Consider the following 12,887-nt stretch of genomic DNA (forward strand, 5'->3'; position numbering starts at 1 on the left):
CAAATATGGCCCAGTGGCTCAGTTGGTTAGAGTGCCGGCCTGTCACGCCGGAGGTCGAGGGTTCGAGTCCCTTCTGGGTCGCCATAAAATTTGCTGGCATAGCTCAGCAGGTAGAGCAACTGACTTGTAATCAGTAGGTCGCGAGTTCGATTCTTGCTGCCAGCACCAAAACTGCACAATATTAATTGTGCAGTTTTTGCTTTATAAAAATATGTATTTACTATATAGTTAAGCTAAAATAGTAAAAGCACTATCAACATTAGATGAGATAGTGCTTTTACTACTTTAGCTTAAAACAGATTTTACTATATACAGTTCCTAGATTAACTTTTAATATTTCTTGTTTTTTATATTTTGATAAATTCTTATATCTTCTCCTAAAAATTTACACAAAGTAAATTCGCCCAATAGTCTTGATGAAATTCTTTCAGAATATAATTTTAAGATTTCTTCCAAATTACAATTTGTAGAAACAAGCATCTTATTTCCTTTTAGTAATCTTCGATTTAATAGATTAAATAATTCTGTTTTGGAGAAATCAGTAATTTGCTCAGAACCTAAATCATCAATAATCAATAAGTCGCAGTTTATAAGTAGATCTTCTAGCCCTGTATCATTATCAAATCTTACACGTCTTAAGTCTTGAATTAAAGAATCTGCGGTCCTATAAACAACTAAGAATCCCCTATCTAAAATTTCCTTAGCAATGCAGTTTGATAAGAAGGATTTACCTGTTCCTGGGTTTCCGTAGAATAGAAGGTTTTCATTAGAAGAAGAAAAGTTCTCTATAAACCTCCAGGACACATTATAAACTATTTCTTCAATATTTTTTCTAGGACTTATGTGTTCATTCTCATTTCTTCTAGAGGAATAAAGTTCAAAGTTAAAGTTGTCAAAGTTACTTTTCCTTAGTATAGTTTTTAATTCAGAGTTATCATAATACAACTCTACAAGCTTTTGTTTATAACAGGTACATTTTTTAGTTTCAATAAAGCCTGTATCCTTACATTTAGTACATCTATAATTCATTTCTAAATAATCTATTGGATAATGGTTACTTACTAGAAGTTCAGACTTTTTTACTCTAAGGTCTACAATTTTTTCCTTTATGCCTTTCAGGTACTCATCCTTATTTTTTAAGTTACTATTTAGTATGCTGATAGACAGATGGACAGAGAGTTTGCCTATTTCTCTTTCTAATTCTAAAACCTGCGGAAGTTTTTTGTTTATTTCCTCCCGTCTGGATTTTAATGAGTTTTCCTCTGCAGTTCTTATAGATTCATATATCTTCATAATATTAGAGTGGTAGCCTTTAATCATTTTTATCCCATCCTAACAATTTTTTCTCTAAATCGTCGAAGTCATAGTCTCTATGCTTAAAGTTATTAAATGTGCTATTTGCAGCTTTATTGTAATTATTGTTTTTAAATGAGCTGCTATTGTTATTAGTGCGATTAGCCTTTTTTACATCCTTTTTATCAACATCTTCAACTGTTGTGATCTTATCTTTATACCAACTTCCCAAAATTCCGTCAATATACTTAAAGTCCGCTTTATTTATTCTTTGAAAGCATATATCACAGGCTTTAAATATCAATTCTAAAGGGAAACCATAAGAGTTAATCCATTTATCTAACATTTCTTCTTGAGGTTTCATTATTTCAGCGTCTTTTATACCTAGATAATTTAGTATTTTTCTGATTTTAACCCATTTATCCTCATGTTTTTTTATAAAACTTTGAGCATCATCTACTGTTTTGATTTTAGAATCAAACCAGGCAATAGCTATTTTTTCAATGTACCTACAATCAGTTTTTCCTTTTGAAGCACAGTATTGAATTAAAAGAAGTATAATCTCAGGCGAGAAATCAAAGTCTTTTAGCCATCCTATGTACATAGTCATTTCTTTTGAGGAAAGGGGTCTACCAAGAAGTTTTTCTATATCTTGAAGCATATCTTTAGTTGAATTTTTATTTAGTTCTTCTAGTAAATTTATATTTTCACCCTTATCTTCGGGGACATCAGTTAAGTCTAAGAATTCTATATTGTAATTCCCCATATTATCAATGGCGACCATTCTAATGATGTTTTGCTCATTCCAATAATTCCATGCATTTACTACGTCAGTTTCTAGAAGATGAAGCACTCCTGCCATAATCTGAGAACTTACCCCTAACTCACCAGAAACACAATATTTTAGCCCCAGAAGGTACACTTTAACGAACTCTCCTCGGGCTTTTGGCATAAATTTATCTATAAAAATATTACTTACTGGAGTATAATTTGAACTCCTACTTTTAAAAACAAAAGTACTCATATTTTTAAAACCTACCTTCAATTAAGTTTAGCTATTTAAAATAGTTACTATTAAGTAATTATATCAAAATAAAAAAAGTATAACAATGAAAAAACCCCTTTTAATTATGTATATTTTTTACAGTAAGGGAAAAAATAAAAAAGTGACTGTAAAGTGTAACTATATGGAAGGGATTGATTAATTTGTTATGGAAACACAAAGCTAAAATTGTATCAGTAATTTTAGCTATTATTATGACTACTGTTGTAACTCTACAATATATATATTATAACAGGCCATACGCCTATGAGGTCTATATAAATAATAAACATTTGGCTTACATAAAAAATAAACAAGATTTTTATGATGTGAAAAATGGAATTGAAAAGGAAATAGAAAAAAGATACGGAAAGTTTCATTTTAATGATCAGATAAACTTTAAAAATGTGTTATGGATAAGTGATTATAAATTAAAGGATAAAAATGAACTTAGAAAAGATATTGTAAAGGTTAGTAATACTACTATATCAGCATTTTTAATGAAGTCTGACGGGAAACCAGTAGGCATTCTTGCTAGTGAGGAAGAGATGAAAAAGGTTTTAGACACTATTAAAGATACATATTCACAAGGAAGTAGTGGTGAAAAGTTCAGGCTAAAAAGTAAAGTTACCTATATTAAGCAAAATGTTACTATATCTCAGTTACAAACTGTACAGGAAATTGTTAATAATCTAAAAGAAAGTAAAAATTCATCTATAATAGCATTTTCAAAGGAAAGTGATAAGGATAAATCACAAAATGTAAGACCTTCTAGATCCTCATCATTAACTAATATAATGCAGACTCCATCCAGAGGAGTTATAACTTCGAGCTTTGGTGCAAGATGGGGAAAGATGCATAATGGAATAGATATAGGGTCTCCTATGGGCGATCCTATACATGCAGCAATGGATGGTAAAGTATATTATGCTGGATGGGAAAATGGATATGGCAATATTATAAAAATAGAGCATGAATCCGGGATACAAACATTTTACGGTCACTGCAGTAAAATAAGTGTAAAAGAAGGGCAGTATGTAAAAAGTGGTGAAAAGATAGGGGAAGTTGGAAGTACAGGAAGAAGTACAGGACCACATGTACATTTTGAGGTAAGAGTTGAAGGCGTACCGAAGAATCCTCTAGCATACATAAAATAATTGATGTATTTTAATATTAATAAAAGTATCCTAGGTAGTTTAAGTTGACTATCGAAGATACTTTTATTAATGTAATATTTTTGAAATAATTCCTTTTTATGAAATTATGTTGACATAAAAAACATTTTCCTATATACTTTGATTATCAAAATATTTGATTATCAAAAATAATTTTAAAGGGGACGATTAAATGAAACTACCTCCATTAATTATTGGGGAGTTAAAGGCAGAAGTACCTATCATTCAAGGTGGAATGGGCGTAGGAGTATCTGGATGGAAACTCTCATCAGCAGTAGCAAATGAAGGTGGTATTGGTGTTATATCTGGAGTCCAAATAGGATACAGGGAGCCAGATTTTGAAACTAATACTAAAGAAGCGAATATTAGAGCGTTAAAAAAAGAAATTAGAAAGGCAAGAGAGATAAGTCCTAAAGGTATATTAGGAGTAAATCTTATGGTTGCCATTACAAATTATGATGATATGGTAAAAGCTTGTGTAGAAGAGCAAGTTGATATAATAATTTCAGGTGCAGGACTTCCTTTATCATTACCTAAGCTTGTTGAAGGAAGTAACACAAAGATAGCTCCTATAGTCTCCTCAGGTAAGGCAGCTATGGTTATCACTAAGCAATGGACTAAAAAGTACTCTAGAATTCCGGATGTCGTTATAGTAGAGGGACCAGAGGCAGGTGGCCACTTAGGATTTGATTTAGAACAATTAGGCAGTGGCAAAAGTTCCTTAAAAGACATAGTTCCAGAGGTAATAGAGGCTTTAAAGCCTTTTGAGGAGGAGTATGGAAAGAAAATTCCTGTTGTGGCAGCAGGGGGAATTTATACTGGTGAAGACATTGCTGAATTTTTAAAACTTGGAGCAGCAGGTGTACAAATGGCTACACGTTTTGTTGCAACTGAGGAATGTGACGCCGATATAAATTATAAAAAAGCTTATGTTAACTCAGATGAGAGCAATATTAAAATAATAAGAAGCCCTGTAGGTTTACCAGGAAGAGCTGTAAAAAATAATTTCATTGATCATGTAGAAAAAGAGAGAATCAAACCTGACAAGTGCTATAATTGCTTAAAAAAGTGCAACCCGAAGGATACTCCTTATTGTATTTCTAAAGCATTGATTGAAGCTGTAAAAGGTAATGTTGAACAAGGGCTTATATTTGTAGGAAGCAGTGCTTATAAAATAGACAAAATTACTACCGTAAAAGATTTAATCAGTGAGTTAGTTGGAGATGCTGAAAAGTATTTACAGAAAGGACTTTAAAGATTAAAGTGGTGATTCCGTTGAGTAAATGTATAACTATTTTAAATGAACTTTTAGTAGATACCTTCAATGACATACTAGAAATAGAGCAAAAAGCGCTTCAAGCCGGTGCGTTCAATGATTTATCAGTTACAGAAATGCATACTATTGAAGCAATAGGAATGTATAAACCGAGGACAATGACTGAAGTTTCCAGCGCTCTTAATATAACATTGGGAACTCTTACAACAGCAATAGGTAACTTAGTTAAGAAGGGTTATGTGGGAAGAAAAAGAAGTGAAGAAGACCGAAGAATAGTTCACATACAGTTAACTAAGAAAGGAAAACTTGCCTATAGAATTCATAAAAAGTTTCATTCAGATATGATTAAAGCGACTATAGAGGGACTTACAGAATATGAAGAGGATATCTTAGTTAAAGCTTTAGAAAAATTGAATGATTTTTTTAAGGAAAAATATAATTTAAAGCATAGCTTAAAGGAGATAGAGGATGAATAAGGTTCGCATTATAGGTACAGGAAGTTATGTGCCAGAAAAAATAGTAACTAATGAAGAACTATCCTGTATTGTAGATACTAGTGATGAATGGATAAGCAGTAGAACGGGCATAAGGGAAAGAAGAATATCAGAAGGGGAAGATACATCTCATATGGCTTCAAAGGCAGCGCTAAAAGCTATAGAGAATGCAGGAGTAAAGGCTGAAGATATAGATTTGATTATTTTAGCCACAGCAACACCTGATAGTTTTATTCCTTCTACAGCATGTATAGTTCAGGACAATATTAAGGCTATAAACGCTACCTGTTTTGATATATCAGCAGCTTGTTCTGGCTTTGTTTATGGCATAGATATAGCTACTCAATTTATAAGAACAGGGAGTGTAAAAACTGCATTGGTCATAGGTGCAGAAACTCTTTCAAAGGTTCTTAATTGGAAGGATAGGAATACTTGTGTGTTATTTGGTGATGGTGCATCAGCAGCTGTTTTAAAAGAATCTGATGTAGAAGGTATTCTTTCTATTTATAGAGGCTCAGATGGCAGTAAAGGAAAGTTTCTAACTTGTAACGCAGTACCTGTAAAGAATCCATATATAGATAGTAAAGAGACTATGGGTGACATAGATAACGCAATAACTATGGATGGTAAAGAGATATTTAAGTTTGGAGTTAAAATTATAGTACAGGGTGTAGAAGAGCTTTTAAAGGACACAACATACTCTTTAAAAGACATAAAGTATATAGTGCCTCATCAAGCCAACTTTAGAATAATAGAGTCGGCTGCTAAAAGACTAGGTGTAAGTGAGGAGAAATTTTACTTGAACTTAGATAAGTTTGGAAATACATCAGCGGCTAGCGTTGGCATAGCGTTGGATGATATGGTACAAAAAAATTTACTACAATCAGGGGATAAAATTCTACTAATCGGTTTTGGTGGTGGATTGACCTATGGTGGTTTAATAGTTGAATGGTAAATATATTGTATGGAGGAAAGAAAAATGGTATTTGAAAAAATAAAAAAAATTATGGCAGAACAATTAGGATTAGATGAAAATGACATAACTATGGATACTTCTTTCGAGGAACTTGGGGTAGATTCATTAGATCTTTTTCAGATAATAATAGAGATAGAAGAAGAATTTGGGCTTCAGATAGAAGATGCAGAAGCAATTAAAACTGTAAGTGAAGCAGTGAAGTTTGTTGAGGATAATATTGAACAATAGAAAGTAGTGTTGAGTGATAGAAGATTAGTTTATTATTGAGAGGCAGGAGGATGAATTATGATTAATTCCACGTTTTCTGATATGGTTGGAATAAAATATCCTATTATCCAAGGAGGAATGGCTTGGATTGCAGATAGTTCTTTAGCAGCTGGAGTATCAAATGCAGGAGGACTTGGTATTATTACAGGAAATGCTCCTGTAGATTGGGTAAGAGATGAAATAAGAAAGGCTAAAAGTTTGACAGATAAACCTTTTGGAGTAAACATAATGCTTCTAGGTGAAACTGCAGAGGCAATAGCAAAGCTTGTATGTGAAGAAGGAGTAAAAGTTGTAACTACTGGAGCCGGTAATCCAGGTAAGTATATAGAAATGTGGAAACAACATGATATCAAAGTTATACCAGTTGTTCCTTCAGTAGCATTAGCTAAGAGAATGGAGAGAGCAGGCGTAGATGCTGTTATAGCAGAGGGATGTGAATCTGGTGGACACGTGGGAGAGCTTACTACAATGGCTTTAGTTCCTCAGGTTGTTGATGCTGTAAATATTCCTGTAATAGCAGCTGGTGGTATAGGCGATGGAAGAGGAGCAGCAGCAGCATTTATGTTAGGAGCTTCAGGAATACAAGTTGGAACAAGATTTTTAGTTGCTCATGAGTGTACAGTTCATGATAACTATAAGAAAAGAGTAATAAGCGCAAAGGATATAGATACACAGGTTACAGGTAGACCTACAGGCCACCCTGTACGTGTTATAAGAAATAAACTAACTAGACAATTTCAATTACTAGAAAAAGAGGGAGCAGCATTAGAAAGATATGAGGAACTTGGAAGAGGTGCACTTTCAAAGGCTGCTCGTGAAGGTGATATAGATAATGGTTCTGTAATGGCTGGTCAGATTGCAGGATTAATTGGCAAAGAGCAGAGCTGTAGTGATATAATAGAAGAGATATTTAATGAAGCAGAAATAAACTTAAGAAGAGTAGAAAAGATATTCCAAATAGGATAATCTTGGAGGAAGATATGGGTAAGATAGCATTTTTATTCTCAGGTCAAGGGGCACAATATGTAGGCATGGGAAAAGAATTATATGAAAATATAGATGAATGTAGAAAGGTTTTTCAGGAAGCAGATACAGCTTTAGGATTTCCTATAAGTAAAATATGCTTTGAAGGCCCTGAAGAGGACTTAAATAGCACAGAAAATACACAGCCAGCTATATTAACTGTAAGTATAGCTGTACTTAAGGCTTTGGAGAGTAAAGGGATAAAGGCTGATGTTACTGCAGGATTAAGCCTAGGTGAATATTCTGCATTAGTTTATAGTGGTGTACTGGAATTTCAAGAGGCAGTTAAGTTAGTAAAAAAGAGAGGAAGATACATGCAGGAAGCAGTGCCACAGGGAATTGGTGCTATGGCAGCAGTACTTGGTGTAGATGAGGAAAAGATAAGAGAAGTCTGTAATGAATGTTCCAATCTGGGTGTAGTTGAACCTGCTAACCTAAACTGTCCAGGACAAATAGTAATTGCTGGTGAAGTGAAGGCTGTAGAGGCTGCCTGTGAAAAGGCTAAGGAAAAGGGAGCTTTAAAAACTGTAATGCTTTCTGTAAGTGGCCCATTTCACACATCAATGCTAAAGCCTGCAGCGGATAAGCTAGAGAAAGAATTAGACCATATTGTAATTAAAAATTTAGATATTCCTGTAATAACTAATGTTACAGGAGAAATTATAGATAGCAAAGAAGATATAAAACCATATTTAAAGCGACAAGTAATGAGCTCTGTATTATTTGAAAAGAGCATAAGAACCATGATGGACATGGGAGTAGATACTTTTATAGAGATAGGACCTGGTAAAGCTTTAAGTGGATTTGTTAAAAAGATAAATAGAAAAGCGGTTATTTTAAATGTTCAGGATCTAAAGTCTTTAGAGAACACTTTAGAGAAACTGGGAAAATAGAATGGAGAAGGAAGTATGGAAAGTTTGAAGGGAAAAACAGCTGTAGTAACAGGGGCAAGTCGTGGTATTGGTAAAGCTATAGCTTTAAGATTAGCAGAGTTAGGAGCAAATATAGTTATTAATTATAGAAGTAATTCAAGTTCTATTGAAGAATTGGTAAAAGAAATAAGTGAAAAAGGAAGTAAAGCTATAGCAATCCAAGGGGATGTAAGCATTTTTTCAGAGGCGGAAGGTATTATGAAAAAGGCTTTAGAGACTTTTGGTACTATAGACATACTTGTTAATAATGCAGGTATAACAAAAGATGGATTAATAATGAGAATGAAGGAAGAGGATTTTGACAAGGTTATAGAAGTAAACCTAAAGGGTGCATTTAACTGTTTAAGACACGTAACACCTATAATGGTTAAACAAAAGGGTGGAAGGATCATAAACATATCTTCTGTTGTTGGTGTATCAGGTAATGCTGGTCAAGTTAACTATTCAGCAGCAAAAGCAGGATTGATAGGTATGACTAAGACCGCTGCTAGAGAACTTGCTTCAAGAGGAATTAATGTAAATGCTGTAGCACCTGGTTTCATTCAAACGGATATGACAGAAGTTTTATCAGATAAGGTAAAAGAGAGCACTTTAAATAATATACCTTTAAAGAAATTTGGTAGAGCTGAGGATGTAGCAAATGCAGTAGCGTTTTTAGCTTCCTCAAATTCAGACTATATCACAGGTCAAGTAATACACGTAGATGGCGGGATGGTAATATAAATTTAATTAAGGGTTGGTGAATTGTTTATGAAAAGAAGAGTAGTTGTTACAGGATTAGGAGCAGTAACCCCGGTAGGAAACGACGTAGAAACATTCTGGAATAATATAAAAAGTGGAGTTCATGGTATAGATTTTATAAAATCTTTTGATACAGAAAACTTTAAGGCAAAACTTGCTGCTGAAGTTAAAGATTTTGACCCTATAAAATATATTGATAAAAAAGAAGCTAAGAGAATGGATACATTTTGTCAATTTGCATTAGCTTCAGCTGTTCAAGCGGTAGAAAATTCTAAATTAGATTTAGAAAATATAAATCAAGATAGATTTGGAGTTATTGTTGGTTCAGGAATTGGTGGTATAGGAACTATAGAAAAAGAGCAAACAAAACTTCTAGAAAAGGGACCTGGAAGAGTTCAGCCACTATTTATACCTATGATTATAGGTAATATGGCTGCAGGTAATATAGCAATTAGATTTGGAGCTAAAGCAATATGCTCAACAGTAGTTACTGCTTGTGCTACAGGAACAAACTCTATAGGAGAGGCATATCGTACTATTCAAAATGATTTAGCAGATATAATGATAGCTGGTGGAACAGAAGCATCAATTACTCCATTATCTATAGCAGGTTTCACTTCGTTAACAGCTTTATCTAGAAGCACAGATCCTAATAGAGCATCAATTCCTTTTGATAAGGAGAGAAATGGATTTATTATGGGAGAGGGAGCAGGAATATTGGTATTAGAATCTCTTGAACATGCACAAAAAAGAGGAGCAACTATATATGCCGAAGTAGTTGGATATGGCTCAACTTGTGATGCATATCATATAACTGCATCAGATCCACAAGGTGCTGCAAAGGCTATGGAGCTTGCTATAAAGGAAGCTGGAATAAGCAAAGAAGAAGTATCTTATATAAATGCACATGGAACTAGTACTGAAGTTAATGATAAATCAGAAACTGGTGCAATAAAAATGGTGTTTGGAGAATTTGCAAGAAATATACCGATAAGTTCTACAAAATCAATGACAGGTCACTTATTAGGAGCTGCAGGAGCTATAGAAGCTATAGTATGTATCAAGTCTCTAGAGGAAGACTTTGTTCCTCCAACAGTTGGATATGAAGTACCAGACGAAGAGTGTGATCTTGACTATGTACCTAATAAGGGAAGAGCAGCGAAGGTTAACTATGCTATGTCTAATTCCCTTGGGTTCGGAGGCCATAATGCAGTAATTTTATTAAAAAAGTGGAGTGAGTAATATGGATTTTAAAGCGATTCAAGATATGATAAAAACTATGGACGACTCTAAATTAGGTTATCTAGAAGTTAACTGGCATGGAATCTCTATAGTTATGAGAAAAGAAGGAGAAGAAGACTTCTCAAGACAGCCAATAATACAGTCAAAGCTTGAAACAGAGGAACAAAATAGTCCTGAAAAAGAGATTATAGAGGATAAAATAAACTCTAGAAGGGAACTACAAAAAGAAGAAGTAACAGAAATTAAAAAAGAATATGTAGAAGATACTAATGCAAAGAATGTAGATGAAAATTTAGTAGAAGTAGCATCACCTATAGTTGGAACTTTTTATGCTTCTTCTGGTCCTGATAAGCCTCCTTACGCAAAGGTTGGTACAAAGGTTAAAAAAGGAGATACCCTCTGCATTATAGAAGCTATGAAGCTTATGAATGAAATTCAAAGTGAAATAGATGGAGAAGTGGTAGAGGTATTGGTAGAAAATGAGCAAATGGTTGAGTATGGTCAATTAATGTTCAAAATAAAAGCCCAATAGTAAATTATTATAGCATTTAGGAGAAATTAAAATGGAGAATACAGATTTTACTGTTAATTATAGCATAAAAGAAATACAAAAAATCATTCCTCATAGATATCCTTTCTTACTAATAGATAAGGTGACTTATATGGAGCCAGGTAAAAAAGTTACTGCCTATAAAAATGTAACAATGAACGAGTATTTCTTTCAAGGTCATTTTCCTGAAGAACCAGTTATGCCTGGAGTACTTATTATAGAAGCTTTAGCTCAAGCAGGAGCAGTAGCTATTCTAAGTGAGGAAAGATTTAAGGGTAAAATTGCCTTCTTTGGTGGTATAAATAAAGCAAAATTTAGAAAGAAAGTAGTACCTGGTGATACTTTAAGATTAGAAGTAGAGATTATAAAGATTAAAGGACCAGCAGGCATTGGAAATGCAGTAGCTTATGTAGATGACAAGAAGGCTGCTGAGGCAGAAATAATGTTTATGATAGGCGATAAAAACTAAAGTGCTGGGAGTGGAGATTTAAAAGTGTTTAATAAAATATTAATTGCAAATAGAGGGGAAATAGCAGTTAGAATAATAAGAGCCTGCAGAGAAATGGGAATAGAGACTGTAGCAGTTTATTCAGAAGCAGATAAAGATGCCATACATACTCAGATGGCAGATGAAGCTGTCTGTATTGGGCCACCTGCTGCAAAGGATAGCTATTTAAATATACAAAATATAATAAGTGCTACCGTTTTAACAGGGGCACAAGCTATTCATCCTGGATTTGGATTTTTATCTGAGAATAGTAAATTTGCAAAGATGTGTAAGGAATGCAATATAACATTTATAGGACCAGATCCAGAATGTATTGAGAACATGGGAAACAAATCTAATGCAAGAGAAATAATGATTAAAGCAGAAGTGCCTGTTGTTCCTGGATCAAAGGGTGTAATAGAGGATGAAAAGGAACTAATAGCAATTGCTAGACAAATAGGTTACCCTGTAATGATTAAAGCTTCTGCTGGAGGCGGCGGAAGAGGAATAAGAATAGTTAACGAGGAAAGTGAACTTATAAAGTCTTACGAAAATGCTAGAGCTGAAGCAAAGGCTGCCTTTGGTGATGAAACCATATATATGGAGAAATTCATAGAAAATCCAAAGCACGTGGAAATTCAGATATTAGGGGATAGTTTTGGTAATATCGTGTATTTAGGAGAAAGAGACTGTTCAATGCAAAGAAGAAATCAGAAGGTTTTAGAAGAGGCTCCATGTCCTATTATGACAGAAGAACTTAGAAAAACTATGGGAGAAACTGCAGTAAGAGCAGCTAAGGCTGTAAATTATAATAATGCAGGGACTATAGAGTTTTTATTAGACAAAAACAATAAGTTCTATTTTATGGAGATGAATACTCGAATCCAGGTAGAGCACCCTATAACTGAAATGATTACAGGAATAGACTTAATAAAAGAGCAAATTAAGATAGCAGCTGGAGAAAAGTTAGATTTTACACAAGAAGATGTAGTATTAAATGGTCATTCTATAGAGTGCAGGATAAATGCAGAAGATGTAAACAGAGGTTTTATGCCTTCACCTGGAAAGATAGAAGATTTATACTTACCTGGTGGATTTAATGTAAGAATTGACAGTTCAGTGTATTCTGGATATGTGATACCTCCTTATTATGATTCAATGATAGCAAAGCTTATAGTACATGGAAAAAACAGAGAAGAAGCTATATGTAAAATGAGAAGAGCATTAGGAGAATTTTTAATAGAAGGAGTTCATACTAATATAGATTTTCAATTTGAGCTTATAAATAGTGAAGCGTTTATAAAAGGGAATTATGATACTAAATTTATAGAGAAAAGTTTCAAGATTTCATAGCAAGCTTTCTATGGATTCCTGACTGGAGGTGAGCTA

General features: G+C 33.7%; 14 protein-coding genes and 2 tRNA genes. 14 read left to right on the top strand and 2 right to left on the bottom strand.

Annotated features, from left to right (window positions below):
- The first annotated feature begins 7 nt into the window (after nucleotides 1–7).
- Nucleotides 8–84: transfer RNA gene (locus tag P8V03_RS10500), tRNA-Asp, on the top strand.
- An 8-nt stretch (nucleotides 85–92) separates the two neighbouring features.
- Nucleotides 93–168 (top strand) — tRNA-Thr (locus P8V03_RS10505).
- A 162-nt stretch (nucleotides 169–330) separates the two neighbouring features.
- Here P8V03_RS10505 and P8V03_RS10510 read toward each other — a convergent pair.
- Nucleotides 331–1,320: an ATP-binding protein gene (locus P8V03_RS10510; RefSeq protein WP_261672297.1), complete on the bottom strand. Its 990-nt coding sequence runs from the start codon at nucleotides 1,318–1,320 to the stop codon at nucleotides 331–333.
- The gene (locus P8V03_RS10515; RefSeq protein ID WP_261672296.1) at nucleotides 1,313–2,317 is read right to left on the bottom strand and encodes a DnaD domain protein; all 1,005 of its coding nucleotides are present in this window, start codon (nucleotides 2,315–2,317) and stop codon (nucleotides 1,313–1,315) included. The genes P8V03_RS10510 and P8V03_RS10515 overlap by 8 nt, the downstream gene beginning before the upstream one ends.
- Before the next feature lie 182 nt (nucleotides 2,318–2,499).
- Here P8V03_RS10515 and P8V03_RS10520 point away from each other — a divergent pair, with 182 nt between their 5' ends.
- From P8V03_RS10520 to P8V03_RS10575, 12 genes are all read left to right on the top strand, one after another.
- Nucleotides 2,500–3,492 (top strand): M23 family metallopeptidase, encoded by a 993-nt coding sequence (locus P8V03_RS10520; RefSeq protein ID WP_318798116.1) that lies wholly within the window; start codon nucleotides 2,500–2,502, stop codon nucleotides 3,490–3,492.
- Between the two features lie 190 nt (nucleotides 3,493–3,682).
- The gene (locus P8V03_RS10525; RefSeq protein ID WP_318798117.1) at nucleotides 3,683–4,765 is read left to right on the top strand and encodes an NAD(P)H-dependent flavin oxidoreductase; all 1,083 of its coding nucleotides are present in this window, start codon (nucleotides 3,683–3,685) and stop codon (nucleotides 4,763–4,765) included.
- Nucleotides 4,766–4,785: 20 nt separating this feature from the next.
- Nucleotides 4,786–5,262 carry a MarR family winged helix-turn-helix transcriptional regulator gene (locus P8V03_RS10530; RefSeq protein WP_318798118.1) on the top strand — a complete coding sequence of 159 codons (477 nt, stop codon included), beginning with the start codon at nucleotides 4,786–4,788 and terminating at the stop codon, nucleotides 5,260–5,262.
- A complete protein-coding gene (locus tag P8V03_RS10535) occupies nucleotides 5,255–6,235 on the top strand; it encodes a beta-ketoacyl-ACP synthase III (protein ID WP_318798119.1) in 981 nt (326 codons plus the stop codon). The genes P8V03_RS10530 and P8V03_RS10535 overlap by 8 nt, the downstream gene beginning before the upstream one ends.
- A 24-nt stretch (nucleotides 6,236–6,259) precedes the next feature.
- Complete coding sequence (acpP, locus tag P8V03_RS10540; protein ID WP_261672291.1) at nucleotides 6,260–6,484, top strand: acyl carrier protein; 225 nt, start codon at nucleotides 6,260–6,262, stop codon at nucleotides 6,482–6,484.
- Between the two features lie 57 nt (nucleotides 6,485–6,541).
- A complete protein-coding gene (gene fabK / locus P8V03_RS10545) occupies nucleotides 6,542–7,489 on the top strand; it encodes an enoyl-[acyl-carrier-protein] reductase FabK (protein ID WP_261672290.1) in 948 nt (315 codons plus the stop codon).
- A gap of 14 nt (nucleotides 7,490–7,503) precedes the next feature.
- Nucleotides 7,504–8,439 (top strand): ACP S-malonyltransferase, encoded by a 936-nt coding sequence (gene fabD / locus P8V03_RS10550; protein WP_261672289.1) that lies wholly within the window; start codon nucleotides 7,504–7,506, stop codon nucleotides 8,437–8,439.
- A gap of 15 nt (nucleotides 8,440–8,454) precedes the next feature.
- Nucleotides 8,455–9,201 (top strand): 3-oxoacyl-[acyl-carrier-protein] reductase, encoded by a 747-nt coding sequence (gene fabG / locus P8V03_RS10555; RefSeq protein WP_318798120.1) that lies wholly within the window; start codon nucleotides 8,455–8,457, stop codon nucleotides 9,199–9,201.
- Nucleotides 9,202–9,228: 27 nt separating this feature from the next.
- Nucleotides 9,229–10,461 carry a beta-ketoacyl-ACP synthase II gene (fabF, locus tag P8V03_RS10560; protein ID WP_261672287.1) on the top strand — a complete coding sequence of 411 codons (1,233 nt, stop codon included), beginning with the start codon at nucleotides 9,229–9,231 and terminating at the stop codon, nucleotides 10,459–10,461.
- Nucleotide 10,462: 1 nt separating this feature from the next.
- A complete protein-coding gene (gene accB, locus P8V03_RS10565) occupies nucleotides 10,463–10,993 on the top strand; it encodes an acetyl-CoA carboxylase biotin carboxyl carrier protein (protein ID WP_261672286.1) in 531 nt (176 codons plus the stop codon).
- Nucleotides 10,994–11,024: 31 nt separating this feature from the next.
- Nucleotides 11,025–11,480 carry a 3-hydroxyacyl-ACP dehydratase FabZ gene (fabZ, locus tag P8V03_RS10570; protein ID WP_261672285.1) on the top strand — a complete coding sequence of 152 codons (456 nt, stop codon included), beginning with the start codon at nucleotides 11,025–11,027 and terminating at the stop codon, nucleotides 11,478–11,480.
- Nucleotides 11,481–11,504: 24 nt separating this feature from the next.
- Nucleotides 11,505–12,851, top strand: a complete 1,347-nt coding sequence (locus P8V03_RS10575; protein ID WP_318798121.1) for an acetyl-CoA carboxylase biotin carboxylase subunit — start codon at nucleotides 11,505–11,507, stop codon at nucleotides 12,849–12,851.
- Nucleotides 12,852–12,887: the final 36 nt, after the last annotated feature.

The organism is Clostridium tanneri (assembly GCF_033659955.1).
Classification (GTDB): Bacteria; Bacillota; Clostridia; order Clostridiales; family Clostridiaceae; genus Clostridium_AM; species Clostridium_AM tanneri.